Below are 26,724 nucleotides of genomic sequence, written 5' to 3' on the forward strand. Positions count from 1 at the left end.
ACGCCGGAGAAGCCGCAAGCTCGAAAGCGCTTGACCTCAACATGCCGAATAGAGAAGTGCTTCAGGACTGCTGCAACCCGGACTTTTTCAACACTATCGGTCGGATCTTGCCGTTCATTGCGGATACCAAGCGTTAGGCTTTCACCACTAGCTCCGGGTGGCTATGCGCTTGCACGGGGCAGAGAAGGCCGCTAAAGGCCTTCGAAGGACGGCAGGCTCCCTATCTCAGTCGAGCCGCCAGCGTCATTCAGAAGGCTGTAAAATCGAGCTTTCCTCCCGTGCCCGATCCCAGCACCGACCGGCCCCTCCTGAACTTCCCAGAGCCAACTCAATAGCCGCCTTTCAGGCTAGCTAGTACCGCGCCTGAGACTATCACTGAGCAGGCTGCCGCAACAAACAATGCACCGATCATAATGCCTCGCCATGGCTGTACACTTGGTAGTCGGGCCTTATGTCGGAAGAACCAGTACAAGCCGAATGCAAGCCATGCATGTGCTGGTGCAGGGTGTTTCTAATGTCTTGGTACTGCATTCCGTGCATTGTTCCATGGACAACGACACTATGGGCGGCATAACCGAGATAGCGGGCGAGGCGCAAGGCTTCCCTCGGGTCGCGGGTTCGGAGCGAAACCTTGATGGTGGACGGCTTCCGTGCGGGGTGAGTGTGTCTCGGGATCGGCCAACGGAAATAGAAAATTTGGTTTCGCGAAAGTGCGGGGTACGTAGGATTTAACACTGGGATGTACCCCTTGGATGTCCCACCAAAGGATCGTGCAGGCTAACCTAGTGACTTTAAACAGAATGGTGGGCGATGCAGGGATTGAACCTGCGACCCCACCCGTGTGAAGGGTGTGCTCTCCCGCTGAGCTAATCGCCCGCTCGTTGCCCGAAGGCCAAGCGCGCCGCGATATAAGGGAGGCCGGCCTGTGAAGTCAACCACTTGTCAGCCGTCATCTGGCGGTCTGAACTATGGCCGGCTTCAGCCCTCTGCCGCGGCCATCAGCCCTTGTACCAGATCGAGCGTCAGCGAATCGAAATGCGAGATCACCGCCGACGGTTCGAACTCTCGCACATGACGATCGGTGTAGCCGAAATCGACTGCCACCACCGGAATCCCGGCGGCTTTCGCCGTGTCGATGTCGGTCTGCGAATCACCGACCATCAGTGCACGGTGCGGATCGCCGCCGGCGCGCGCGATGGTCTGCGTGAGATGGCGCGGGTCGGGCTTGCGGTACGGAAAACTATCCTGACCGCAGATCGCCGCGAAATGCCTGGTCATACCGAGCGCCTCGATCAGCGCCACCGAATTGGCCTCGTATTTATTGGTGCAAATGGCCAGCAGGTAACCGGCTGCCTCGAACCGTGCGATCGCCTCGGGGACGCCAGGGTAGGGGCGCGATTTGCCGGGGATGTTAACGGTGTAATGGTCCAGAAACAGCTTGAGCAGGCGGTCGTGCTCCTCCACTGCCAGCGACCTGTGCTGCGCTGCGTGAGCGCGCTCGATCATCACCCGGCCGCCATGGCCGACGAAGCGCTTGAAGCCGGTTTCGTCGACGGCCGCGAGCTGGCTGGCGGCAAGGCTGTGGTTGAGACTGTCGAGCAGGTCCGGCGCCGTGTCGATCAGCGTCCCGTCGAGGTCGAACACGATGATCGGTCGGGTCATGGCCTGTCCTGTGACGATTTGATTGCCGGCAGGCGATAACCGCTGCGGCCCGTTCAGGCAAGACGGCTTATCCACCGCGGGCAAGGTCCTTTGACCAGCCCGGCAAAAATGCTACGAGCGCCGAAACAAATCTCGGGACCCGGCATGGATGCGAGGCAATTGAAGGTTGAGGCCGCGCGGGCAGCGCTTGCCCATGTCACGGATGGCATGCGGCTCGGCATCGGCACCGGCACGACGGCGGACGAGTTCGTGCGGCTGCTCGCAGACAAGGTCGCCACCGGCCTGACTGTCATCGGCGTGCCGACCTCGGAGCGCACCGCCGTCCTTTGCACCGAGCTTGGTGTGCCGCTGTCCACTCTCGAGCAAACCCCCGAGCTCGACCTCACCATCGACGGCGCCGACGAGATCGATCCGGCGCTGACGTTGGTCAAGGGCGGCGGCGGTGCGCTGCTGCGCGAAAAGATCGTCGCGGCGGCCTCCGCCCGCATGATCGTCATCGCCGACAGCTCCAAGATGGTCGAGATGATCGGCCGTTTTCCGCTGCCCATCGAAGTCAACCGGTTTGGCCTGCGCGCCACCGAAATTGCGGTCGGCGCGGCGGCTGCAAACCTTGGCCTTTCCGGCCCTGTTACATTGAGGATGACGGGGAGCCAGCCATTTGTTACAGACGGCGGCCATTTTATCCTCGATGCATCTTTTGGCCGCATTCCGGATACAAGAGCGCTTTCGAATGCTCTCCACGCCATTCCGGGCGTGGTCGAGCATGGTCTTTTCATCGGGCTGGCATCAACGGCCATCATAGCCGGCGGCGACGGCATCCAAACCGTCCATGCCGCCCGAAAATCAGGGAGTTTTACCGATCATGATGTTGCATAACCGGGTTGGCCGCTTTTTTGCCATTCTGGCGGCCTCGGCCGTTTTCGCGTTTTCGTCGCCTGCGTCTTCGCAGGACGTCACCGATGCGCATTTGAAGGCGGCGCGCGCCGCCGTTGCGGCGATCCATGCGACGGATACGTTCGACAGCATCCTGCCGCAAGCGGCCGCGGCACTGGAGCAGCAGCTGATCCAGAAGAACCCGGACATGCAGGAACTGATCGCCAAGACGATCAACGAGAAGGCGATGGCCTTGGCATCGCGCCGCGCCGACCTGGAAAAGGAAGCGGCGCTCGCCTATGCAAAGGTGTTCTCGGAAAAGGAACTCAATGAAATCGCCGCGTTCTACAATTCCGATTCCGGCAAGAAGCTGCTCGACAACGGCCCGATCGTGACGCGCGAACTGGTGAAGGCTGCCGAGATCTGGCAGAACGGCCTGGCTCGCGATCTCGCCCAGCAGGTCGGCGAGACCCTGGGTGCAGCGGCGAATGCCAAGGCGCCGGCTGCACCTGCCGACGGTACCGCTCCGGCCGATGGCGCAGCTCCCGCGGACGCTACACCGAATTGATTGCGGACTTCCGAGCCGCCTGACCGCCACTGGACCAAAAGCCCGGCAAGTCCGGGCTTTTCTTTTGATAGCCGGCAGCCTACCTGTCTCGGGGTTTGAAGGGCAAGGAATTCAGCCATGGCCGGTTACGACTACGATCTTTTCGTCATCGGCGGCGGCTCCGGCGGGGTGAGGGCGGCGCGCGTCGCGGCCGCACTCGGCAAGCGTGTCGGCATTGCCGAGGAATACCGCTATGGCGGCACATGCGTGATCCGTGGCTGCGTGCCGAAGAAGCTCTATGTCTACGCCTCGCAATTCCCCGAGCATTTCGCCGATGCCGCCGGCTATGGCTGGACGGTGCCTGAGGCGCGTTTCGACTGGCAGACGCTGGTCGCCAACAAGGACCGCGAAATCAGCCGGCTGGAGGCCATCTACAAGAAGAACGTGCAGGGCGCCGGCGGCGAGGTCTTTCATTCGCGCGCCACCCTGGTCGATCGGCATGTGGTGCATCTTCTCGGTGAGGATCGCACCGTTACCGCCGACCAGATCCTGATCGCTACCGGCGGGCGACCGGCACCGCATCCGGCATTGCCCGGCCATGAGCACTGCATCTTTTCCAACGAGGCCTTCGACCTCAAGGAACTGCCGAAGGCAATCATGATCGAGGGTGGCGGCTATATCGCCGTCGAATTCGCCAACATCTTTCACGGCCTCGGCGTCGACACGACGCTGGTCTACCGCGGCAAGGAGATCCTCAGCCGTTTCGACATGGACCTCAGACGCATGCTGCACGACACGATGGAAAAGAAAGGGATAAAAATCCTCTGCCACGCCGTGTCCGAGTGGGTCAGGAAGCGGCCTGACGGCCGGCTCGACGCGCTTGTCACCGGTGGCACGGTGCTGACGGTCGACCAGGTCATGCTCGCCATCGGCCGCATTCCCAATACCGAGAACATGGGCCTGGAAGGCGTCGGCATCGAGATGACCAAAACCGGGGCAATCCACGTCGACGAATACTCCCGCACCAACATCGACAACGTCTGGGCAATCGGTGACGTCACCCATCGCGTGCAATTGACGCCGGTGGCAATCCACGAGGCGATGTGCTTCGTCGAGACCGCCTTCAAGGACAAGCCGACGGCGCCCGACCATGACACGATCGCTACCGCAGTCTTTTCGCAGCCCGAGATCGGTACGGTCGGTCTGTCGGAGGATGAGGCGGCAAAGCGCTTTCCGGATGTTGAAATCTACCGCGCCACCTTCCGGCCGATGCGGCACACACTTTCCGGCCGCGACGAAAAGATGCTGATGAAGCTGGTCGTCGACGGCGCCTCGAAAAAGGTCCTCGGCGCCCACATTCTCGGGCCGGATGCCGGCGAAATGGCGCAGCTTCTCGGCATACCGCTGAAGGCCGGCCTGACCAAGGATGATTTCGATCGCACCATGGCGGTGCATCCGACCGCCGCGGAAGAACTCGTCACCATGTACAAGCCGACTTACCGGGTGAGAGATGGTGAGCGCGTCTGACGCGACGACAACCCATCGCGGCAACGAAATTGCCGCGATGGAAGAGCGTGAGTTTTCTTACAGCAACGTTCCGCCCAGGATCACCAGCGCCACAGAAAAATAGATCACCAGCCCGGTGACGTCGACCAGCGTGGCGACGAACGGGGCCGATGCGCTGGCCGGGTCGAAGCCCATGCGCTTCAGGGCGAACGGCAGCATCGATCCAGACAGCGAGCCGAAGGTGACGATGCCAACCAGCGTGGCGCCGATCGTCATTGCGATCAGCGGCCAGTGCGGGCCGTAGTCGTAGAAGCCGAGATACTGCCAGAGCGCGATGCGGCAGACGCCGACCACGCCAAGAATCGAGCCAAGCACCAGGCCGGTGGGCAGCTCGCGCAATGCCACCCGCCACCAGTCGCCAAGGCCGATCTCGCGCAGTGCCAGCGCCCGGATGACGAGCGAGGTCGCCTGCGAGCCGGAATTGCCGCCGGAGCTCATGATCAATGGAATAAATAGCGTCAGCACGATCGCTTTTTCCATCTCGCCCTCGTAACTTTGCATCGCGTTGGCGGTCAGCATCTCGCTGATAAACAGCGCGCACAGCCAGCCGGCGCGTTTCTGGATCATCGCCAGAAAGCCCATCTTCATATACGGCTCGTCGAGAGCCTCCATGCCGCCGAAACGATGCACATCCTCCGTCGTTTCCTCGATCATCGTGTCGATAATATCGTCGATGGTAACGATGCCGAGCAGTTTGCCGTTGTCCACGACCGGAACGGCGAGCAGATCATATTTCGAGATCAGCTGAGCAACCTTTTCACTGTCGGTCAGCGGTGAAACGGTGACAGGCGCACGATCCGGCGCGATTGCCATGATCAGCTCGTCGGGCCCGCCAGCGATCAGTCGACGCAGGCTGGTCGAGCGCAACAGGACATGCGTTTGCGGATCGACGATGTAGATCGCGTAGACGGTTTCGCGCGTCCGCTCCACCTTGCGGATATAATCCAGCGTGCGGGCCACGCTCCAGTCCGGCGGCACGCTGACATATTCGGTCGTCATGAGCGAGGCGGCGCTGCCTTCGGGATAGCCGAGAATGGCAAGCAGCGTCGCGCGCAGCGGTGGCGCCAGGCCACCAAGCAGTTCGGAACGAGCCGGCTCGTTCAGATCGCGCAGTATGTCGGCGGCGCGATCGACCGACATGGCGGCAAGCAGTCTGCCTGCCTTGATGCGGGGCAGCGCCTCGACCAGTTCGGATGCGCCGTCGAGTTCAGGCTGGTCGAAGATCTCCACCAGCCGCCCGAACGGCACTTCGCAAAGCAGCTCCGATGCCGTCTCGCGGGGCTCCTGGTTCAAGGCCTCGACGATGTCGGCGACGTGTTCGTTGGCAAGTACGCGAGCGATGGCGATGGCATCGCCGCCCGCGACAGGGGAAAACTCGTTCATGGCTCACTCCTTGCCGTCCGGCAGGACGTGAGCCTGTCAGGTCACGTCAAGCGGACGGCGGTTGCGTTCGACTGTGACTGTCGCCAGGCATGGCGCGGTGACCTTTCTGCTCGCGGGTTCGAGTTGAGATTCTGCAAGCCGGCGCAACATAGGAGCGCGCCTTGCCGAGTCAATCGCGAGAGCGGGTTAAAACGGCGGCAAACCGGCGGATCGCGAGACTGTGATCGGGCTACGTGGCAGTGGCTGGATGCCGGCAGTGGTGCCGCGGCTATCTCTGCTTCAGCCGGCGGGGAAAGCGCAGCCACTTGTCCTCGGCCGGCCGTGTCGGCTGCGTGAGGATGGTGGTGAGCTCTACCGGCAAGCTCGGAACCAGCGGCTTCTTGGTAGCGACGCCGTCGGCGATCGCAACCACGCTGTGGTAGAATTCGGTGCCCGCGAGCGATCTCGGCGGCGTCGCCTCATGCATGATCGAGATCACGGTTGCATCAGGGCAATTGTCCTTGATCGCCTGGTGGAAGGCGATCCGTCCATCGGGGTCGAGCGCGCCGGTGGCTTCATCGAGGAACAGCAATCCCGGCTGCTGCAGCACGATGCGGGCGACAACCAGCTTCTGTTTCTGCCCACCCGAGAGAACCTGATCCCAGATCTTTCCTTCACGGCTCTCATCGGCCAAATGCTCGATGAAATCGCCGAGGCCGGCCTTGTGCAGGGCGGATGCGACCTGCATGTCGGCGTAATCATGCTCGGAACCAGGCAGGCAGACCAGTTGCTTCAACGAAACCTGCTGCAGCTTCACCTCCTGGGCGGCGTAGAAACTCCTGACCCCTTCCGGGAAGACGATGGTGCCGCGGCCATAAGGCCACAGGCCGTTGATCGCCTTGACGAGCGAGGTCTTGCCGCAACCGGATTCGCCCTTGAGGAAAGTCCACTCGCCACGCCGGAAGCGCAAGTTCGCGGCACTCAGGAAGGGCGTTGCGTCCTCGCCCTGATGCGCCAGTTCGAGCTTCTGGATGGTCAGTCCGAAAACCGGGTTTTGGTGGTCGTAGCGGAAGTCGGACCGGCCGGTCTGCTGATAGAATTCCTGTGGCTGCTGCACGTTCTCGATTGCCTGCGCCAATTCGATGACGCGCTGGCTGTTGGCGCGCAAGGTGGCGATGTCCGGCATCACATGGATGAACCACGAACAGTTGCTGATCAGCTTATCGACCTGGCCGGAAGCTGTCAGATAACCCTTGAGGTCGAGGCCGTTGTGGATGAAGGGCACGAGCCCTGGCCCGAAAGCGACAATCTTGGCACCGATGAAATTATAGATCAGCTCGAACGAGGCGTAGCCAGTATTGACGATGTTCAGTCTGGCCCAGGTACGGTCAATGTCGGCATAACGCTGGCTGTTTACAGTCTTCTGCACATTCTCGCCCTGCGATGCGGCGACATGAAAACTGCGGCGCAGGAATGTGATCAACTCGCTGCGGTAACTGCCTTCGGCCTGCTGCATTCTGACGTTTAGCCACTCCAGCATTCGGCCGAGTTTCAATGCGATCCAGGTGTTGAACGGCACATACACAGCGATTGCCAGGAGAGCAAGGACGGCGCTGCCGTAGCTGCCGAGAAACTCCAGGCCCTTCACCTCGACAGAGTTTTTCAGCAATTCGCCACCGAGAAAGTAGAACGAAGCGAAGACGCTTAGCACACCCGAAGCAAGCCCGATGGCTCCGCCAGTCATGGCCTTGATGGATTCCTGCACGCGCTGGTCGATATTGTCGGGAGCTGCATTCCCGGAAGAGCCATGCTGGGCATGGAAATGCGTATGGTTAGAGTCGAGCAGGGCCTCGTTGAATCGGCTGTCCAGCCAGCCACGCCATTTGCGATGCAATGTCTTGGAAACCAGGTTGTGAATGCCGGCAATAACCAAGTCCTTGAGCAGGACCAGCAGCACCAGCCAACCGGCGTTGGTCAGTATTGTCTTGAGTGGCGTCGTGTTCGCGGCATCGTGGAAAAAAGCGATCGAAGTCGCCAGCTCAGCCCCAGCTACCGTAAACCAGACGTCGGCTTTGCTGGACAGCGCGATGATCAGCGCGATCACCAGCGTCAGCGTCCAGGCTTCCCTCCAGCGGTCCGAGAACCAGTAGACCCGCATCAGCCCCCAGAAGCTGCGCATCGACGATACGGGCGTCAGGGGCGACTGCCTTGCGGCACCGCGGAGCCATTTTTCCGATATTGAATGTCGCGTTGGTCTATCGACCCGAATCACTATCCCGCCCAAACGATTTTTCTTTTGTTACGGACAGTAACACCAATTGATCATTTTCCATTAGCTTTTCACCAGTCGCAGGTGGCTTAGCTCGCCGGCCGTTGCAGTGGAGCAACAGAATGAATGATCATGGCGCTATGCCGTCATGCTTCGAGGGGCGGAATACCAACGCAATTTCAAATAGTTGCTTGCCTGAGCCGGAGCAAGCAGTGACCTTCCCCAAGGGAAGGTCTTCACACAGCTTTGTGAACATAGAAGCGCCGTCCAGCGGTCGATCTTCACAGCCTGACCCGCCTTCACGGTCAGCTCCGACCTCGTCGGCGACCAGAAAGTGACCGTATGATTCGTGGTTGAAGCCGCCTTGTCAGGACCCCGTAGTCGGCCAAGCAATGACTTTGCCGACACAGTCCAGGATGAAGATCAATATCAATTGGCCCGTGCCTTTTTAAGAGCGCGCACAAACCGCGTTTGACAAACACGCGCTTCGGATCGAACCTGCCGGACGCATCCAGGTTTGAACCGGGGGGAAGTTCGCCATGCTTGCACGGACATTGTTTGTGGCGATGCTCGCGATGTTTGCCTGGCTGCCGCAAACATATGCCGGCAGCCAGACCGTTCCCGCAAACGCCGAGGGACAGATCGAGTTCAACACGCCGTCCGGCAATATTGGCTGCATCTACACGCCGAACGGCGGCACCAGCACCTACGAGCCGCAGGATGGCGGACCGGAGTTGAGCTGTTCGCGCGTCGAGCCCAGCTACGTCACCGTCATCCTCGGCCCGAAAGGTCCGGCGACGCTGATCAAGAATCCGGGCGAGCAAGGCGGCGACGTCACCAGGCTGGCGTACGGCAACAGCTGGAGCAAGGGGCCGTTTTCCTGCCAGTCATCCACCAAGGGATTGACCTGCACCGGCATGCATGGCCATGGCTTTTTCGTCAGCAAGGCCAAGGTGACGGTGAAATAGGAAATAGTCCGACTCAGTTCGCCGTCTCCAGTTCGCCGCGTGCCTTGGCCGCGGCGACCTGGCGGAGTGCATCGGCGAGCGTATCGGCGTCCTGAGCGCCCATCACCGCATATTTGCCTTCAAGCAGAAAGCACGGCACACCCGATATGCCCATGCGCGAAGCGGTGGCGATTTCGGTGCGCACCGCCTCTACATCGGCGTCGGTCGGCAGAAGCGTTTCGACCACGGACGCATCCATGCCGGCCTCGCGGGCGGCTTCGATCAGCACAGCATGATCGCCGAGATTGGCGCCTTCCTCGAAATTCAGCTGGAACAGCCGGCGCACCAGCCGGTTCTGAATGGCCTCGCCGGCGGTCCCGGCCCAGCGAATGAGACGGTGCGCATCCAGCGTATTGGGCGCGACCTTGATGGCGTCGAAGGCGAAGGAGATGCCTTCAGCCTCGCCCAGCGGCTCGATCCGGGCATGGATTTCGCGGATACGCTGCTCGCTGCCGAATTTCGCCACCATATAGTCGCGGCGGTTCTTGCCTTCGGGCGGGATCGTCGGGTCGAGCTGGAAGGGCCGCCAGCGTATGTGAACGTCGATGTCGACGGCGGCAATCGCCTTGTCGAGCCGTTTCTGGCCGATAAAGCACCAGGGGCACACGACGTCGGAGACCACATCGACGGTAATCGAGTTCTCGTCGTTCATCTTGATCTCCTGTTGTGAAGAGGTCACTTCGGTTTGCGCCACCAGGTCGGCAACTGATAACCGTATATGGGCGTCTTTTGCGGATGTTCCAGATAGTTCCAATAAGCGAGCCATTGCTGGTTGTTGTGCTGCGTCGGCACCATGTAGTTGCCGGAGATCAGCAGCCGGTCGAGAACGCGGACGGCGGCGACGGAGTCCTCCTTCGAACGAGCTCTCAGCATCGCCTCGATCGCCGCATCCACCGCCGGATCGGCGACGCCGGCGAGGTTGAACGATCCTTCGGCCTTGGCGGCAGCGGATCCCCAGCGCCCGGTTTGCTCGATACCGGGCGACAGCGAGTTGTTGAAACCGGTCGAGCCGACCAGCACCTCGAAATCGAAACGCTGCTTGCGCGACTGGATCTGATCACCGTCGAGGCTGCGGATGCCGACATCGATGCCGAGCTTCTCAAGGGTGCGCTGATAGATAGCGGCAAGTCGCTCTTCGTCCTGCGAGGCGGTCAGGATCTCGAAACCGAACGGCTTTCCCTCGGGATCGAGCATCGCGCCGTCCCGCACCGTATAGCCCGCGCTCTTCAGCAGCTCGAATGCCGCCTTCAGCACCTTGCGGTCCTGGCCGGAGCCGTCGGTAACGGGCGGCCTGTAGGTGCCGTCCATGACATCTGCGGGCACGCGGCCGGGGTAGGGGGCCAGCAGGGCCTTTTCCTTTTCGCTGGCCGGGTGGCCCAGCGCGGACAGCTCGGAATTCTGCCAAAAGCTCATCGTGCGCGTGTATTTGCCGCCGAACAGATTCTTGTTGGCCCATTCGAAATCGTAGAGCATGCCGAGCGCGCGCCGCACGACCGGATTGGAAAATTTCGGCAGCCGCGTGTTGAACAGGAAACCGTTGACCACCGGCGGAATGCCGGTATCGAAAGTTTCGGCGATGACCTCGCCCCTGTGGAAGGCCGGAAAATCGAGATCGCGCTCGCGTTTGACCGGGTCGCTGTCGTCGTCGATGGCGCAGATGCCTTTCTTGAACGCTTCCTGCTTGGCGTTGGCGTTGAGGAAATATTCGATGGTGATCTGGTCGTAATTGTCGAAGCCGCGCTTGGACGGCACGTCCTTGCCCCAATAGTCCGGATTGCGCTTGAACACGATGCGCTGGCCGGGCACGACTTGCGCCACCGTGTAAGGCCCGCTGCCGATCACCGGCTTTAGCGTCGTCCTGTCGAAGGTGTCCTTGTTGAAGGCGTGTTTCGGGATGATCGGCGTCAGCGCAATGATCAGCGGAAATTCGCGGTCGGCCTTGTCGTTGAAGGTGAAACGCACACTGCGGTCGCCGGTCTTTTCGAGCTTGGCAATCGCTTTCATTCGTAGGCTGTAAGGTGGGCGGCCCTTCTCGGTGAAGACGTCATAGGTAAACAACACGTCTTCCGGCGTCACCGGCTCGCCGTCCGACCATTTGGCGTTGGGATCGAGGTGGAATTCGATGCTCTTGCGCTCGGGGTCCATGTCGGCGGTATCGGCGAGCAGGCCGTAGAGACTGAAGGCCTCGTCGTAGTTGCGCTGCATCAGGGGCTCAAAGACGAGATTGCCATAGGCTTGATCCATCATGCCACGCGCGGTGGTGCGCAGACTTCTCAGGATGAACGGATTGAGATTGTCGAAGCTGCCGACGACGCATTAGGTAATGCTGCCGCCTTTCGGCGCGTCGGGATTGACGTAGTTGAAATGATCATAGTCGGCCGGCAGCGCCGGCTCGCCCTGCATGGCAAGCGCGTGGACCGGTTCCGACACGGCCGGCTGCAGGGAAAGGCCGACAAACAAGATTGCGGCGATCAGCCAAACGACAACGCGGCCCATGACCGTCTCCTTCCCGATTCGATGCGCAGCATACATGAGCCGGTCGTGCACCGGCCAACCCCTTGAGCCTATCCCTTGGCCAAGATTCGCGAGACCCGGGCTGGATTCGGCACCGCTTGCAGTGTAACACGCCGTCCGAAGTCATTCTGTTGCCTCATTTCGGCAACAGGTAGCTGGACCACACGGCATGAAAAAAGCCGGTTCCGGGATCATTTGAGAGGAATGCACGACATGACGAGCCTGAACAGCAACGCGTACCGCCTGTCGGTCATGGCCGCTGGCGTGGTCGGCATTCTGGGCGCCGGGATTCCCGCTGCTTCCGCGCAGCAGCAACAGCAGATTCCGCAAGGCTGGTTCAAGGCCTGCACCAAGCAGGAAGACGTCGACATCTGCAATGTCCAGAACATCACCACCGCCGGCAACGGCCAGCTCATCACTGGCGTCAGCCTGATCGAATTGAAGGGCAAGGTGAACCGCAAGGTGTTCCAGGTGACGGTTCCGACCGGCCGTCTCGTTCCTCCCGGCATCGGCCTCCAGATCGACGGCGGCAAGGCGCAGAAGCTCGACTATGTGATCTGTTTTCCGGATCGCTGCGTGGCGGAAGTGCCGTTGAGCGATCAGCTTGTCGCATCCTTCAAGAAGGGATCGGCGCTGACGCTCACCTCGGTCAATTTCCAGAACCAGCCGAACCCGATCAAGATTGCGCTGACCGGCTTCAGCGGCGCCTTCGACGGCCCGCCGCTGCAGCAGTCGGATATCGAGGACCGGCAGAAAAAGCTCCAGGAGTTCGTCGCCAAGAACAATCAGGACTTTGCCAAGAAGCTCAAGGAAGAGCAAGAAAAGGCGAAGGCCGCCAACTGATCGACGGGTTTCGGACGAATAAAAAAGCGGGTTCATGCCCCGCTTTTTTCGTTTGGACCGGCTGTTTGTCGGGTCCAGCCATGTCTCAGGCCAGCCAGATTCCGACTAAGTCAATGTCTCAATTGGTGCTTCGGCTCGTAGCGCCCGTCCGGCTTCTTGTCGAACATTTCACCAATCTGCGGATGCCGGACCGGTTCGCCCGACCGGTCCTCGAGTAAATTCTGCTCGGACACATAGGCGATGTATTCCGTTTCGGAATTCTCGGCGAGCAGATGATAGAAAGGCTGGTCCTTGCGCGGCCGCACGTCAGCGGGGATCGCCTCGTACCATTCGTCAGTATTGGCGAATTGCGGATCGACGTCGAAAATGACGCCGCGGAACGGAAACAGCCGGTGCCGAACCACCTGTCCGATCGAGAATTTGGCTGTCTTCATCGCACTCACCACTTGAACTTCTTGAACGCCACGCATCCTGGAACACGCAAGGAACGCTCCAGGACTTTAGATTCTTACGCACCGGTCCGGCAAAGATTGGCCCAGACCTTAAGGTCGACATCGTCATTATTTGGCGCAGACGCCGCGTCAATTCAATCCCGATCCCCTTGATGCCGGGTTGAGCATCGCGAGATGCGGATCAAGGGCGGTGGCCAAGATCGCTATCGCTCAGCCGGTTTTCGCAATCCGCCAAAAAACGCCGCAAAACCGCTGCCGGGTCGAAGACCCTCGCGCATGAAAAACGCCCGTAACGGCGCAAACCGCTCAAGCGCGCCAAGGCCAGCGCTGCGCACCATCTGAGCCGGCAGCATGTCGGAAAGCAACGACATGTTGAGCAGGTTGACCGCGCTGCTGCGCGCCAGAATGTCCGGCCGCCGCTTGAAATCATAGGCTGCAAGCGCCTTGGGGGCGCCCGGGTCCGAGCGGTTTCTGCTTGCGGCACCAATCAGGTCGTCGATGTCCCGGATGCCGAGATTGAGGCCTTGCGCGCCAATTGGGGGAAACACGTGGGCGGCTTCACCGACAAGTGCCACGCGGCGATGCGCAAACCGCCACGGGCTCACCGCTGAAAGTGGGTAGACCTGCCGGCCGGGCTCAACCGACACGCGGCCCAACATCGATTGCATTCGCTGTTCGACCCGCGTCGAAAGCTCGGCGTCGTCGAGTGCTGCAAGGTCCTTGGCGATATCGGGTTCGAGCACCCAGACAAGGCTGGACCGGTTGCCGGGCAGGGGAACCTGTGTGAACGGACCGGTCTCGGTGTGGAATTCGGTCGAGGTGAAGGCATGGTCGCTGCGGTGACCGAAATTGAGCACCAACGCCGCCTGCGGATAGGATCGGATCGAGGTGCGGATGCCGGCTGCCTCGCGGGCCGGCGACTGACGGCCATCGGCGGCAACTGCCAACGATGCCTCAACCTCGCTGCCGTCGGCGAGAACGGCATGGGCATGGTCGGCATCGAGGCGCCATGCCTCCACCATCGACTTTCGCCATTCGATGCCCGAATGCGCGACAGCCTCGGCTAGCATGCGGTTGAGAACGCTGTTGGGCAAGTTCAGCCCGAATTGCTCTTCGTTGATCTCGCTGGCGCGAAAGGTCACTGTCGGGCTGCGGATCAGCCGGTTGGTTGCGTCAACGATACGCATCACCTTGAGCGGCGCTGCGTGCGGCCTGATTCCGTCGAAGATCCCTAGCCGTTCGAACATCTTCAGGGCAGGGTTCATCAAGGCTGTCGTCCGGCCGTCGGGGCCGGCGGCGTCGGGTCCGACGAGCGTCACGGGAAAACCCGCCTCGGCAAAGCCAAGCGCCGCGATCAGCCCCGCAGGGCCGCTGCCGGCGACCAGTATCCGTGCTGTTTCCCGATGGTTCAAATTCGGCTTCCGGATTGCGAGGTGAGGCCCGTCCGGCCTGCCGGTCCATATAGGTCAGGTGATGCGGCTTGATCAACGCGGCGATTCGGCCCATTCGGTTGCCATGACCGGCCAACAAGACGATTTCAGCCACCTCGACGGCACCGGCCGCGCGATGGCGAGCGTTGCATGCAGCCCTCGACTGACGGTGGGCGTCGTTGCCGGCATGGGCATCGCCCTTGCCTGGCTCCTTCTCGGCGCAATGGCAGTTCGGGGGGCGGTGAGCCGGCTCCCGGGCGCCGATGTACCCGGCGACGCCGTGCTGGAATACCTGCCGCAACTGCCGCTGCCGGATTTCCTTGCGCGTTTCTTCGCCCTTTGCCTTGCGCCGGCGCCGCTTCGCGCAAGCGTAGGCGCGCAAGGCGGGGCACTCACCGCGATGTGGCTGTTGATGGCCATCGCGACCATGCTGCCCTCCGCGGCGCCGATGATCCGCACCTATTGCGAGATCGCAGATACCGCCCGGATCAAGGGGGAACCCGTTGCCCATCCGCTGATCCTGGTCGCTGGATATTTGAGCGTCTGGCTTGCCGCCTCGGCAATATTCGCTGCCCTGACGCTCGCAGTCCATGCATTCGTGTCATCCGGGCAGATGCTCGATCCGCTGCTTGGAATTGCCGGAGCAGCCGCGCTGTCGATCGCTGGTCTCTATCAGTTCAGCTGGCTGAAGGAAGCCTGTCTGGAGAAGTGCAGAAATCCGTTCTCGGTCCTGTTCGCCAACTGGAGCGCCAGGCCCGTTCGCATTTTCCGGCTCGGTATAGAGCAGGGCCTGTGGTGCCTTGGATGCTGCTGGGCGCTGATGCTGGTAATGTTTGCCGTCGGTGTGATGAACGTGTTCTGGATGGCGCTGGTCGGCTTGTTCAGCCTGGTCGAAAAACAGACGGCAGGCAATCTGCCGACGCGGTTGGGCGGTGCGATACTGCTTGTCTGGGCAGCCGCGCTACTAGTAGTCTCGGCATGAGGGGGAGAATTCGATGACAGATCAAAACTGGGCAATGAAGGGAGAGCTCATCCTTTCCTGCAATTGCACGGTTTTTTGCCCTTGCGTTCTGTCGCTCGGCAATCATCCGCCTACGGAAGGCTATTGCCAAACCTGGGCGGGGTTCCGGATCGATGCCGGCCATTTCGGCGAGGTCGACCTGTCCGGCCTCAATCTTGGGCTGGTCATGGAAATCCCCGGTTATATGAGCCGCGGCAACTGGACGGCGGGCCTGTTCATCGACAAGCGCGCCTCGGTTTACGCTATGAAGGGACTGACGAAGATATTCACCGGCAAGGCCGGTGGAACCACATCGCTGCTCTCCATCCTGGTCGGACAGTTCCTCGGTGCCGAGCAGGTGCCGATCACCTACGAGACGCGTGAGAAAACACGCATCTTTCAGATACCGAAGATCATCGATGGTGCGGTGACGCCAATCACCGGCAAGGATCGCGACAAGGATACGGTCATCAGCAATTCGGAATACTGGATTGCGCCGGAAATCATCGTCGCCAAATCCGACAAGAGCAAAATGCGGGCCTTTGGCCGCAACTGGAACTTTGCTGGCCGTTCGGCCGAAATCTGCAAGCTGGACTGGCGGGGCCCGTGAGCAAGAAGACGACGGCCAGGAAAATCGCCGACCGGATTCCGCGGCCGAAGAAGAAAGTCACATGGCCTCAGGCGCGGGCGTTCTCGGTCCATCTCTTGACCGCGTCGGGCTCATTCCTGGCGTTTCTGTCGCTGGTGGCAGCAAGCGAGCAGCGTTGGACGGCGATGTTCTGGTGGCTGGGGCTGGCGCTTTTCGTCGACGGCATCGACGGGCCGATCGCCAGGAAGCTCGATGTCAAGGAAATCCTGCCGACTTGGTCGGGCGAACTGCTCGACAACATCATCGACTACGTGACCTACGTGTTGATTCCGGCCTTCGCGCTCTATCAGCGCGGCTTCATGGGCGAGCGCCTGTCGTTCCTGTCGGCGGCGATCATCGTGGTGTCGAGCGCAATCTACTATGCCGATACCGGCATGAAGACGAAGGAGAATTTCTTCAAGGGCTTTCCGGTCGTCTGGAACATGGTGGTGTTCACGCTGTTCGTCATCGAGCCCGGACAATGGGTTTCTTTCGCCGTGGTCGTGGTGGCCGGCATTCTCACCTTCGTGCCGATCAATTTCATCCATCCGGTGCGGGTGAAGCGGCTGCGGCCAATCAATCTCGGCATGACGCTGCTTTGGTGCGCCTTCGGCGCGCTGGCGCTGGCGCAGGCCGCACTTGCCTCCTTCTACGACCAGATCGGCGTGCTGGGCGAGCAGGTCAGCGATTTCATCAAGATCGGGATTACGGTCACCGGGCTTTACCTCGCTTGCATCGGCGCTATCATGCAGTTCTTCCCAAATCTCGGCGCCAAGCCCGATAAGAAAGCCTGATCCCAAGAGAGCCAGAAAATGTCCAAAGCGATCCGCATCCATGCCCATGGCGGCCCGGAGGTCCTGACCTATGAGGATGCCGATCCCGGGCAGCCGGGCTCGGGACAGATCCTGGTCAAGCATACCGCGATCGGTCTCAATTTCATCGACGTCTATTATCGCTCTGGCCTTTATCCGCCGCAGGGCGGATTTCCGCTGATCCCCGGCGGCGAGGCGGCCGGCGTGGTCTTGGATGTCGGCTCGGATGTCGACTGGCTCAAACCCGGCGATCGCATCGCCTACGCCGTGACGACCGGCGCCTATGCCGGGCAGCGCGTGATCGCCGCCGGCCGCGTGGTGAAGGTGCCGGACGGCATCAGTGACGAACAGGCCGCAGCCATGATGCTAAAGGGCATGACCGCCGAATATCTGTTGCGCCGTACATTCAAGGTGAAAGCCGGCGACACGATCCTGTTTCATGCGGCGGCGGGCGGTGTCGGGCTGATCCTCGGCCAATGGGCCAAGCATCTTGGCGCGACAGTGATCGGCACGGCGAGTTCCACCGACAAGATCGAGCTCGCCAAGGCGCATGGCTTCGACCACGTTATCAACTATCGCGAACAGGATTTCGTGGCCGGCGTTGCCGCTATCACCGGTGGCAAGAAATGCGACGTTGTCTACGATTCAGTCGGCAACGACACATTTCCAGCCTCGCTCGATTGCCTGCGGCCGCTCGGCACTTTCGTCAGCTTCGGTCAATCGTCTGGGCCGATCCCGCCCTTCAGCATCTCGTTGCTGGCGCAGAAGGGCTCGCTGTTCGCAACGCGGCCGACGCTGTTCGTCTATAATGCCAGGCGCGAAGACCTCGAGGCTTCCGCCACCGCCTTGTTCGACGTGGTGCTCAGCGGCGCCGTCAAGATCAAGATCAACCAGCGTTACGCGCTCAGCGAGGCCGGCAAAGCGCATTCCGATCTCGAAGGGCGCCGGACCACCGGGACAACAATACTTATCCCTTAGGTGCCCGCCGTTTCGGGCCGCCGACGCCGCCGTTCTTGCGAACTGCTTTTTACCGCTTGAGTTTCCGCTGAAATTCTTGAAGCTCTTTCAAGTCGTGAGGCGCTTACCGTAGAGAGCAGCCCGCGCATACGATGCTTGCGGGAACACAGAACATGTCTGGCAAACCAGATGGAGGCACCGTGAGTGCAGATCAGGACGGCGCAAACCTGCTTGAGGTTCGCGGCCTCACAAAGATATTCGGCACGTTGATGGCGTGCGACCATGTCGATCTCAACATCGCCAAGGGCGAGATCCATGCGTTGCTTGGCGAGAACGGCGCCGGCAAGTCGACCCTGGTGAAAATGCTGTTTGGATCGCTGGAACCGAATTCCGGCGAGATTTTCTGGAATGGCCAGGCGGTCAGGATCACCAGCCCCGGCACCGCAAAAAAGCTCGGCATCGGCATGGTTTTCCAGCATTTTTCCCTGTTCGAAGCGCTGACGGCGGCGGAGAACATCGCGCTGTCGCTGGATGACGGCTCGCCGATCAGTACGATCGCGGCCAAGGCGAGGGCGCTCTCCTACAGTTACGGCCTGCCTCTCGATCCGCTATCGCTGGTCGGTGATCTGTCGGTCGGCGAGCGTCAGCGCATCGAAATCATCCGCTGCCTGCTGCAGACGCCGCAACTTATCATCCTCGACGAACCAACTTCGGTGCTGACGCCGCAGGAGGCCGATAAGTTGTTCGAGACGCTCGAACGGCTGCGTTCGGAAGGAAAGTCCATCCTCTACATTTCGCACCGGCTGGAAGAGGTCAAACGGATCTGCGACCGCGCCACCGTGCTGCGTCACGGCAAGGTGGTCGGCCATTGCAATCCGCGCCAGGAAACCGCGTCTTCGTTGGCGCGGATGATGGTCGGCAACGAGGTGCTGGCCGTGGTGCGGGCGCCGGCCGAGGGTATCGAGACCGCGCCGGTGCTGCTTCAAATCCGCGAACTCACCCGCAAGCCGGCGACCCCGTTCTCGATCCCGCTCAGGAACATCAATCTCGAGGTCCGCGCCGGCGAGGTGATCGGCATTGCCGGTGTGGCCGGCAACGGCCAGGGCGAATTCTTCGAATCCGTTTCCGGCGAGGTGCTGCAGCCGGATGCCGGCTCGGTCCGCATCCGCGGCAAGGATGCCGGCGGCCTCACCATCACCGGCAGGCGTCTGATGGGCGCTGCCTTCGTCCCGGAAGAGCGGCTCGGCCATGGCGCAGCACCGCGCATGAAGCTTTCGGAGAACCTGCTTCTGTCGCGCCACGCCACCGATGGCAAGATGTTTGTCGGCGCCGGTGGAATGGTCAAGGGCGATGCGATCCATACCGCTGCCCAGCGCATCATAAAGGCGATGGACGTGCGCAAGAGCGCGCCGGATCCGGAGGCTGCGGCTCTTTCGGGCGGCAATCTGCAGAAATTCATCGTCGGCCGCGAACTCGACCGCCGGCCGAGCGTCTTGGTGGTCAATCAGCCGACCTGGGGGGTCGACGCGGGTGCGGCGGCCCACATCCGCCAGGCGCTGATCGAACTGGCACGCAGCGGCTCGGCGGTGCTGGTGATCAGCCAGGACCTCGACGAGCTGTTCGAGATTTCCGATGCGATCACGGTCATGCACAATGGCGAATTGTCGAAGCCGCTGCCGATAGCTGAAGCGACATTCGAGAAGATCGGGCTGCTGATGGGCGGCGCCGAACCCGGGCATGCCGAACATACGCTGGAGACGGCTTGATGCGCCTCGAACTTGTAAAACGCCCGCAGCGCTCGATGCTGTTTTCGGCACTCTCGCCTTTCATCGCTTTCGTTTTGACGATCATTGCCGGTGCCATTATGTTCGCGCTGCTCGGCGTCAACCCGTTGACTGCGTTCCGCATCTACTTCATCGAACCGATCAGCCAGGTCTGGCAGCTGCATGAGCTGGCGATCAAGGCCGCCCCCCTGATCCTGATCGCGGTCGGACTGTCGGTCTGCTACAAGGCCAACATCTGGAACATCGGCGCCGAAGGCCAGTTCATCCTGGGCGGCATTGTCGGCTCGATCATCCCCGTGCTGTTTCCGCAGTTCGAAGGCCCATTGGTGCTGCCGCTGATGCTTCTGCTCGGCATGGTCGGTGGGGCCGCCTATGCTGCAATCCCGGCACTGCTGAAGACGCGCTTCAACACCAACGAGATCCTGACCAGCCTGATGCTGGTCTATGTCGCCCAGCTCTTCCTCGATTGGCTCGTACGGGGGCCGTGGCGCGATCCGCAGGGCCACGGTTTCCCGCAGACCATCCAGTTCAACGACTCGGCCATACTGCCGGAACTCCTCCCGGAATCCGGCCGGGCAAACTGGGGATTTGTCTTCGCGCTGATCGCGGCGATACTGATCTGGATCCTGATGAGCCGTATGCTGAAAGGCTTCGAGGTCCGCGTGCTCGGCTCAAGCCCGAGGGCAGGGCGCTTCGCCGGGTTTGGCCTTAACCGCATGGTCTTCTTTGCCTTCCTGCTGTCGGGCGCACTGGCCGGACTTGCAGGGATTTCGGAGGTCTCGGGAGCCATCGGACAATTGCAGCCGGTGATCTCGCCCGGCTACGGATTTACCGCTATCATCGTGGCATTTCTCGGCCGGCTCAATCCGCTCGGCATCGTCGCCGCAGGCCTTGTGCTGGCGCTGACCTATCTGGGCGGCGAGGCAGTGCAAAGCGCGCTCGGCATCTCCGACAAGGTGGCGCGCGTGTTCCAGGGCATGCTTTTGTTCTTCGTGCTCGGCTGCGACACGCTCATCCATTACCGCATTCGCCTGACCGGCTTTTCCGCGCCGAAGCTCGAGGCAGCGCCGAAGCTGGAGGAAGCCCGCTGATGGACATCACCGTCAACATCCTCTTGACCATCGCGACGGCGGCGACGCCGCTGCTGATCGCGGCGATCGGCGAACTGGTGGTCGAACGTTCGGGTGTGCTCAATCTCGGCGTCGAAGGAATGATGATCATGGGTGCCGTCGGCGGTTTCGGCGCCGGCTATCTCACCGGCTCGCCTTGGATAGGGCTGTTGGCGGCAATCACCATGGGGGCGGTGTTCTCGCTGCTGTTCGCCGTCATGACGCTGTCGCTGGCCTCCAATCAGGTGGCCACCGGCCTGTCGCTGACATTGCTCGGCCTCGGCCTTTCCGGCATGATGGGAACGAATTTTGTCGGCCAGCCCGGCGAAAGGCTGCCAAACCTCGATATTCCCGGCCTGACCGCAATCCCGGTCGTCGGCAGGCTGCTGTTCGGCCAGGATCCAATCTTCTACATCTCGATCGCGCTGACCGCCGCCGTCATGTGGTTCCTGTTCAAGACCCGCACCGGGCTCACGCTGCGCTCGATCGGCGACAGCCATGCATCCGCCCATGCGCTTGGCATCCACGTCATCCGCTACCGCTATCTCTCAGTGATTTTCGGCGGCGCTTGTGCCGGCCTCGCCGGCGGTCACCTATCGCTGGTCTACACACCGCAATGGGTGGAGAACATGACCGCCGGCCGCGGCTGGATCGCGCTGGCTCTGGTCGTCTTCGCCTCCTGGCGGCCATGGCGGGTGCTGGCCGGCGCCTATATTTTCGGCGCGATCTGGGTTGGCCAGCTTCACGTCCAAGCCATAAATCTGCAGGACTTCGTCGACGCGCCCTGGTTGCTCTACAAGTTAATTGCGTTCTTAAAATCGTTTCCCTCGCAACTGCTTTCTTCGCTGCCCTATCTGGCAACCGTCGTGGTTCTCGTTCTAATCTCGCGCAACAAGCGTTTGACGATGATGAACACGCCGGCCTCCTTGGGCCAGCCATTCGTTCCGGATCGTTGACAACAAAAAGACGGAAGCTCCAAGGCTTAACTCAGAGAGGTAACACAATGAAAAAACTGCTTATTGCCGTGATGGCGACGACGGCCGCATTGTCGCTGGCGGCATCAGCCGAGGCGGCGGACAAGCTGAAGGCGTGCTGGGTCTACACCGGCCCGATCGGCGATTTCGGCTACTCCTACCAACACGACCAAGGCCGCCTCGAGGTGGAAAAGGCACTCGGCGACAAGGTCGAGACCGCCTATCTCGAAAACGTCTCCGAAGGCCCCGATGCCGACCGCGCCTTCGAGCGCCTGGCGCGCGAGGGATGCAAGATCATTTTCGGCACGTCCTTCGGCTTCATGGACCCGGAAGTGAAGATCGCCAAGAAATTCCCCAAGGTGATGTTCGAGCACGCCACCGGCTACAAGACGGCCGAAAATCTCGGCATCTACAATGCGCGTTTCTACGAAGGCCGCTACGTGCTTGGCCAGATCGCCGCCAAGCAATCGAAGTCGGGCGTCGCCGGCTACATCGTTTCCTTCCCGATCCCGGAAGTGGTGATGGGCATAAATTCCTTTATGCTCGGCGCACAGTCGATCAACCCGAACTTCAAGGCGAAGATCGTGTGGGTGAACTCCTGGTTCGATCCGGGCAAGGAGGCCGATGCTGCCAAGGCATTGTTCGATCAGGGCGCCGATATCATCGTCCAGCACACCGACTCGACCGCTGCCTTGCAGGTGGCGGAAGAGCGCAAGCTGCACGGCTTCGGCCAGTCCTCCGACATGATCAAGTTCGCGCCGCACGCGCAGCTGACCGCGCTGACCGACGAGTGGGGTCCCTACTACATCAGCCGCGTCCAGGCGGCGCTCGACGGCACCTGGAAGCCCGATAATGTCTGGCTCGGCATTAAGGACGGCGCCGTCAAGCTGGCGCCGTTCACCAACATGCCCGACGATGTCAAGGCGATGGCCGAAGCCACCACCAAGAAGATTGCCGACGGCTGGAACCCCTTTACCGGGCCGGTCGCCAAGCAGGACGGCACACCTTGGCTGAAGGAGGGCGAGGTCGCCGACGACGCCACGTTGCTCGGCATGAATTTCTACGTGAAGGGCGTCGACGACAAGCTGCCGCAGTAGGCGGTCGGAAACATATCGAACGAAAGGGCGCCACGCGGCGCCCTTTTCATTTTGGACGGAATATCAGACGGCTGAGCCGTAAAGGTCGTAAGCGTCGGCGCGCTCGACCTTGACCGTGACGATGTCGCCGGCGCGCAGTGGCCGCCGCGACTGGATATGGACCGAACCGTCGATTTCGGGCGCATCGTATTTGGTCCGGCCCTTGGCCGAATTGCCATGCGCCTCGTCGATCAGGACCGGCAGTCGCTTGCCAATTTTCTTGGTTAGCTGCGTTGCCGAAATCTTCTGCTGGCGCTGCATGAAGCGGTGCCAGCGGGCTTCCTTGATCTCCTGCGGCACTTGCTCGAGGCCGAGCTCGTTGGAGCGGGCGCCTCTGACCGGCTCGTATTTGAAACAGCCGGCGCGGTCGATCTTGGCCTCGTCCAGCCAGTCGAGCAGCATCTCGAAGTCGTCGTCCGTCTCGCCGGGGAAGCCGACGATGAAGGTGGAGCGGATGGCAAGGTCCGGGCAGACGTCGCGCCAGCCGCGAATGCGCTCGAGCGTCTTTTCGCCATGAGCGGGCCGGCGCATGTTCTTCAGCACCTGCGGCGAGGCGTGCTGGAATGGGATATCGAGATAGGGAAGAATCTTGCCTTCGGCCATCAGTGGGATGACGTCCGCGACATGCGGGTAGGGATAGACATAGTGCATGCGCACCCAGACACCGAGCTTGCCCAGTTCTTCCGATAGATCGAGGAATTTCGCCCGCACTTCGCGATCGCCGAACATGCTGGTCTGGTATTTGATATCGATGCCGTAGGCGCTGGTATCCTGCGAGATGACGAGGATCTCCTTGACCCCGGCCTTGGCCAGCTTCTCGGCTTCGCGCAACACGTCGGCGGCCGGCCGCGATACGAGGTCGCCACGCAGCGCCGGAATGATGCAGAAGGTGCAGCGGTTGTTGCAACCTTCCGAAATCTTGAGATACGCATAGTGGCGCGGCGTGAGCTTGACGCCCTGCGGCGGCAAAAGGTCGACGTAAGGATCGTGGCTCGGAGGGGCAGCCTCATGCACTGCCGCCATCACGCTTTCATAAGCTTGTGGGCCGGTGATGGCGAGGACGTTCGGATGTCTTTCACGGATGACGTCCGGCTCGGCGCCGAGGCAGCCGGTGACGATGACTTTGCCATTCTCCGAAAGTGCCGAGCCGATGGCGTTGAGCGATTCGTCGCGAGCCGAATCGAGGAAGCCACAGGTGTTGACGACGACCAGGTCGGCACCGTCGTGCTTGCGGGCGATCTCGTAGCCCTCGGCGCGCAGGCGCGTGATAATGCGCTCCGAATCCACAAGGGCTTTCGGGCATCCAAGGCTGACGAAACTGACGCGAGGGGCGGACATCAAAGCTTTCCGGATTTTCAGGATTGGCGGCGCAGTACCACACTTGTCGCGGCATTGGTATGGGCGGCGGCTGCGGCGAAACGCAACCGCCAGCGTCGCCGAAGCTGAAAGGCCCGGCCGATGCGTGTTCGAGTCGATGCGTCAGCTCATCGCACTGCTGACATGCGGCAATACTTCCACAGCGCCTCGATAGATCATATCGAGTGCGACATAGAAGATGATCAAAAGGCCGATGTAGGCGATCCAGCGATGGCGGTGCAGCAGCTTGGCGATAAAGCTCGCGGCAAGGCCCATCAGCGCGATCGACAGGACGAGGCCGATCACCAGCACCTGGAAGTGATCGCGCGCCGCGCCGGCGACCGCCAGCACGTTGTCGAGTGACATCGACACGTCGGCGATGACGATCTGCAATGCCGCCTGACCCAAGGTCTTCTTGCGCGCCTTGCCGGCCACCATATCATCGCTGTTGATATCGGAATTGGACAGCGCTTCGGTCGCCTCCACCTCGTCGGCATGCGACGTGCGCAGCTCGCGATACATCTTCCAGCACACCCACAGCAGCAAGATGCCGCCGGCCAGCAGCAGGCCGACAATCTGCAGCAGAGTGACGGTGATCGCGGCAAAACCGATACGCAGCACCGTCGCCGCCACCACGCCGATGAGAATCGCTCTCTTGCGCTGCTCGACGGGTAAGCCGGCCGCGGCCAAGCCGATGACGATGGCGTTATCGCCTGCAAGCACGAGGTCGATGGCGATGACCTGGAGCAGGGCAGAGAAGCCCGCGGCAGTGAAAATTTCCATCGACTGGAAGTCCCTTGCTGGTTGGCCGCGTTCGCGTCGAATGCCTGGAGGGCCTAACGTGTATGGTTCCCGCGCGTCAAGGGACTGGTTGGAACACGGTCGGCAAACCGCCCGTTATTGCGGCGATATACAGAGTTTGCGACGATCGGCCCGAACACCGACAAAATGCGGCCACAGGTCGTGAATGCCTAGTTATAGAGATTGTATTTGGGCCAGTCGCTTTCCGGAATTTCATCACCGATCCGGTAGCGGAGCTGCAGGACTTCCATATGGTCCGGCGCTGTTTCGCATTTGAATTTCAGCCGGTACCACTGTCCCTTGCTGCGAAACGCAGCACCCGGGCTCTTGATCGCATCGGCGCCCATTTCGGGCGTCGCAAAAGCGTAGGCGACGACACGATCGGCTTTGTATTTGTGGTCGTCGCGGGTAATCCGGTCGAGAATTTCGGCGTCGCATCGCTGCTCCAGCCGGGTTTGCGGGTCGAGTTTCAGCAGGCCGGCGCGCAATGCGCTGTCCATCGCGCTGGCCGGCCAAGCCAGTATCATCCATGCGAGGACCGCAGAAAATAGTTTATTCATAGGCGGGAGAAGCACCATATTCGCGCGGAGAAAGCAACCCGACGAAGCGCGGCTGCGCGGCGGGCGACAGTCTTCGCTTTGTGGCAGGTTGTTGATTACGCAATGGTGTCACCGGTACTTTGGTATCGTTGCCACGATCAGCACCTGTCGCATCTCAGCGACGCGAGAGGTGGTGCGCTGCATGGGGCAGAGCGGCGGTTCTCCCCGAAGCGGGCCGGCCTGTTAAACCCAGGCAGTCAAAGAATCCGACGAGCGGAAAACTCGACATCATGCCTGCAGGATTGAAGATGCGCGACCTGAGACATAGGTGACGTTTTGTACCGGACACATGGGTAACACTTTTGGCTTTTGGCCGGAGGTGTTGATGCCGTGGAGAGAGTGTTCGGTGATGGAGGAACGTCTACGTTTCGTTGCCCGCCTTCTCGCGGGAGAAGGCATGAGCGATGTGTGGCGGGATTTCGGGATTTCGCGCAAGACTGGCTACAAGATCTTCAACCGCTATAGGGAGGAAGGGCTGGAGGCGCTTTGCGACCGCTCGCGGCGGCCGGTGAGGTACGCCAACCAGTTGCCCGAGCAGATCGAGCGGCTGATCGTCGAGACCAAGCGCGAGAAGCCGCATTGGGGCGCTCGCAAGATCAGGGAGTTGCTGGTCAGGAAGCTCGCCGGTGATGTGCGTATCCCGGCCAAAAGCACCGTGCATGCCGTGCTCGACCGTCACGGCCTTGTGAGCCAGGCCCGCAAGAGGAACCGGGCGAGCAAGGCCGTGGGCACGCCATTGTCGCAAGCCGCCGCCCCTAACGATCTGTGGTGCACCGACTTCAAGGGGGAGTTCAGGCTCGGCAACGGTAGCTACTGTTACCCCCTGACGGTCACCGACCAGATCTCGCGCTATGTGCTCGCCTGCGAAGCGCTTGAATCGACAAAGGAGACGCCGGTCATCGAGGCCTTCGTGCGGCTGTTCAGGGAGCGCGGCCTGCCTGCCGCCATCCGCTCCGACAACGGGCTCCCTTTCGCTTCGCCTAACGGCCTCTACAATCTCTCGCGCCTGTCGGTGTTCTGGCTCAGGCTCGGCATCGTCATCG

At 61.3% G+C, this 26,724-nt stretch carries 24 protein-coding genes, 1 tRNA gene and 1 pseudogene; 14 read left to right on the forward strand and 12 right to left on the reverse strand.

Going from position 1 to position 26,724, the window contains the following annotated elements:
- Positions 1-408: 408 nt before the first annotated feature.
- From NKH30_RS31205 to NKH30_RS31215, 3 genes are all read right to left on the reverse strand, one after another.
- Positions 409-735, reverse strand: coding sequence for a DUF6538 domain-containing protein (locus tag NKH30_RS31205; protein ID WP_352997899.1), 327 nt, complete (start codon positions 733-735; stop codon positions 409-411).
- 66 nt (positions 736-801) lie between these two features.
- Positions 802-876: transfer RNA gene (locus tag NKH30_RS31210), tRNA-Val, on the reverse strand.
- 102 nt (positions 877-978) lie between these two features.
- Positions 979-1,662 (reverse strand): phosphoglycolate phosphatase, encoded by a 684-nt coding sequence (locus NKH30_RS31215; protein ID WP_352997901.1) that lies wholly within the window; start codon positions 1,660-1,662, stop codon positions 979-981.
- A gap of 144 nt (positions 1,663-1,806) precedes the next feature.
- Here NKH30_RS31215 and rpiA point away from each other — a divergent pair, with 144 nt between their 5' ends.
- The 3 genes from rpiA (at position 1,807) to gor (ending at position 4,609) form a co-directional block, all read left to right on the forward strand.
- A complete protein-coding gene (rpiA, locus tag NKH30_RS31220; RefSeq protein ID WP_023675034.1) occupies positions 1,807-2,538 on the forward strand; it encodes a ribose-5-phosphate isomerase RpiA in 732 nt (243 codons plus the stop codon).
- The gene (locus NKH30_RS31225) at positions 2,525-3,103 is read left to right on the forward strand and encodes a DUF2059 domain-containing protein (protein WP_352568635.1); all 579 of its coding nucleotides are present in this window, start codon (positions 2,525-2,527) and stop codon (positions 3,101-3,103) included. Before rpiA ends, NKH30_RS31225 begins: the two co-directional genes overlap by 14 nt.
- Positions 3,104-3,220: 117 nt before the next feature.
- Entirely contained in the window at positions 3,221-4,609 is a 1,389-nt protein-coding gene (gene gor, locus NKH30_RS31230; protein WP_352682751.1) for a glutathione-disulfide reductase, read from the forward strand.
- A 57-nt stretch (positions 4,610-4,666) separates the two neighbouring features.
- Here gor and mgtE read toward each other — a convergent pair whose 3' ends face one another.
- Entirely contained in the window at positions 4,667-6,031 is a 1,365-nt protein-coding gene (gene mgtE / locus NKH30_RS31235; RefSeq protein ID WP_352682750.1) for a magnesium transporter, read from the reverse strand.
- A 268-nt stretch (positions 6,032-6,299) separates the two neighbouring features.
- The gene (locus tag NKH30_RS31240; protein WP_352682747.1) at positions 6,300-8,189 is read right to left on the reverse strand and encodes an ABC transporter ATP-binding protein/permease; all 1,890 of its coding nucleotides are present in this window, start codon (positions 8,187-8,189) and stop codon (positions 6,300-6,302) included.
- A gap of 629 nt (positions 8,190-8,818) precedes the next feature.
- On the opposite strand from NKH30_RS31240, the gene NKH30_RS31245 reads away from it, so the two are divergent.
- A complete protein-coding gene (locus tag NKH30_RS31245) occupies positions 8,819-9,247 on the forward strand; it encodes a hypothetical protein (RefSeq protein WP_352997903.1) in 429 nt (142 codons plus the stop codon).
- 13 nt (positions 9,248-9,260) lie between these two features.
- Here the strand turns inward: NKH30_RS31245 and NKH30_RS31250 are convergent, their stop codons facing one another.
- Together NKH30_RS31250 and NKH30_RS31255 are read right to left on the reverse strand one after the other, a co-directional pair.
- Positions 9,261-9,938, reverse strand: coding sequence for a DsbA family oxidoreductase (locus tag NKH30_RS31250; RefSeq protein ID WP_352456761.1), 678 nt, complete (start codon positions 9,936-9,938; stop codon positions 9,261-9,263).
- 23 nt (positions 9,939-9,961) lie between these two features.
- A pseudogene (locus NKH30_RS31255) lies at positions 9,962-11,782 on the reverse strand (extracellular solute-binding protein).
- A gap of 231 nt (positions 11,783-12,013) precedes the next feature.
- Between NKH30_RS31255 and NKH30_RS31260 the strand changes: the two are divergent.
- Positions 12,014-12,643, forward strand: a complete 630-nt coding sequence (locus tag NKH30_RS31260; protein WP_352448908.1) for an invasion associated locus B family protein — start codon at positions 12,014-12,016, stop codon at positions 12,641-12,643.
- A 110-nt stretch (positions 12,644-12,753) separates the two neighbouring features.
- On the opposite strand, the gene hspQ is transcribed toward NKH30_RS31260, so the two are convergent.
- Together hspQ and NKH30_RS31270 are read right to left on the reverse strand one after the other, a co-directional pair.
- Entirely contained in the window at positions 12,754-13,077 is a 324-nt protein-coding gene (gene hspQ, locus NKH30_RS31265) for a heat shock protein HspQ (RefSeq protein ID WP_023675043.1), read from the reverse strand.
- A gap of 221 nt (positions 13,078-13,298) precedes the next feature.
- Positions 13,299-14,507, reverse strand: a complete 1,209-nt coding sequence (locus NKH30_RS31270; protein WP_352502442.1) for a UbiH/UbiF family hydroxylase — start codon at positions 14,505-14,507, stop codon at positions 13,299-13,301.
- 103 nt (positions 14,508-14,610) lie between these two features.
- Here NKH30_RS31270 and NKH30_RS31275 point away from each other — a divergent pair, with 103 nt between their 5' ends.
- The 8 genes from NKH30_RS31275 (at position 14,611) to NKH30_RS31310 (ending at position 22,886) form a co-directional block, all read left to right on the forward strand.
- Positions 14,611-15,507, forward strand: a complete 897-nt coding sequence (locus tag NKH30_RS31275; RefSeq protein WP_352471872.1) for a DUF2182 domain-containing protein — start codon at positions 14,611-14,613, stop codon at positions 15,505-15,507.
- A gap of 13 nt (positions 15,508-15,520) precedes the next feature.
- Entirely contained in the window at positions 15,521-16,135 is a 615-nt protein-coding gene (locus NKH30_RS31280; RefSeq protein ID WP_352502444.1) for a DUF1326 domain-containing protein, read from the forward strand.
- A 35-nt stretch (positions 16,136-16,170) separates the two neighbouring features.
- The gene (gene pcsA / locus NKH30_RS31285; RefSeq protein ID WP_502893794.1) at positions 16,171-16,947 is read left to right on the forward strand and encodes a phosphatidylcholine synthase; all 777 of its coding nucleotides are present in this window, start codon (positions 16,171-16,173) and stop codon (positions 16,945-16,947) included.
- An 18-nt stretch (positions 16,948-16,965) separates the two neighbouring features.
- The gene (locus NKH30_RS31290) at positions 16,966-17,943 is read left to right on the forward strand and encodes a quinone oxidoreductase family protein (protein ID WP_352997906.1); all 978 of its coding nucleotides are present in this window, start codon (positions 16,966-16,968) and stop codon (positions 17,941-17,943) included.
- Between the two features lie 152 nt (positions 17,944-18,095).
- Positions 18,096-19,688 (forward strand): ABC transporter ATP-binding protein, encoded by a 1,593-nt coding sequence (locus tag NKH30_RS31295; protein WP_502911538.1) that lies wholly within the window; start codon positions 18,096-18,098, stop codon positions 19,686-19,688.
- Entirely contained in the window at positions 19,685-20,797 is a 1,113-nt protein-coding gene (locus NKH30_RS31300; protein ID WP_352636755.1) for an ABC transporter permease, read from the forward strand. Before NKH30_RS31295 ends, NKH30_RS31300 begins: the two co-directional genes overlap by 4 nt.
- The gene (locus NKH30_RS31305; RefSeq protein ID WP_352997910.1) at positions 20,797-21,771 is read left to right on the forward strand and encodes an ABC transporter permease; all 975 of its coding nucleotides are present in this window, start codon (positions 20,797-20,799) and stop codon (positions 21,769-21,771) included. Before NKH30_RS31300 ends, NKH30_RS31305 begins: the two co-directional genes overlap by 1 nt.
- Before the next feature lie 47 nt (positions 21,772-21,818).
- Positions 21,819-22,886, forward strand: a complete 1,068-nt coding sequence (locus NKH30_RS31310) for a BMP family ABC transporter substrate-binding protein (protein WP_352873366.1) — start codon at positions 21,819-21,821, stop codon at positions 22,884-22,886.
- Positions 22,887-22,949: 63 nt separating this feature from the next.
- Here the strand turns inward: NKH30_RS31310 and rimO are convergent, their stop codons facing one another.
- The 3 genes from rimO to NKH30_RS31325 all read right to left on the reverse strand — a co-directional run bounded on the left by rimO (position 22,950) and on the right by NKH30_RS31325 (position 25,660).
- Entirely contained in the window at positions 22,950-24,263 is a 1,314-nt protein-coding gene (gene rimO, locus NKH30_RS31315; RefSeq protein ID WP_352502447.1) for a 30S ribosomal protein S12 methylthiotransferase RimO, read from the reverse strand.
- A 141-nt stretch (positions 24,264-24,404) separates the two neighbouring features.
- On the reverse strand, positions 24,405-25,064 hold the full coding sequence (locus tag NKH30_RS31320) for a TerC family protein (protein WP_352471865.1): 660 nt from the start codon (positions 25,062-25,064) through the stop codon (positions 24,405-24,407).
- 188 nt (positions 25,065-25,252) lie between these two features.
- Positions 25,253-25,660 (reverse strand): DUF930 domain-containing protein, encoded by a 408-nt coding sequence (locus tag NKH30_RS31325; protein WP_352471864.1) that lies wholly within the window; start codon positions 25,658-25,660, stop codon positions 25,253-25,255.
- Between the two features lie 346 nt (positions 25,661-26,006).
- Between NKH30_RS31325 and NKH30_RS31330 the strand changes: the two genes are divergently transcribed.
- On the forward strand, positions 26,007-26,724 hold a 718-nt coding region (locus tag NKH30_RS31330; RefSeq protein ID WP_352997912.1), incomplete at its 3' end, for a helix-turn-helix domain-containing protein.

It is taken from the genome of Mesorhizobium sp. M1273 (assembly GCF_040318195.1).
In the GTDB taxonomy this organism is placed as follows: domain Bacteria; phylum Pseudomonadota; class Alphaproteobacteria; order Rhizobiales; family Rhizobiaceae; genus Mesorhizobium.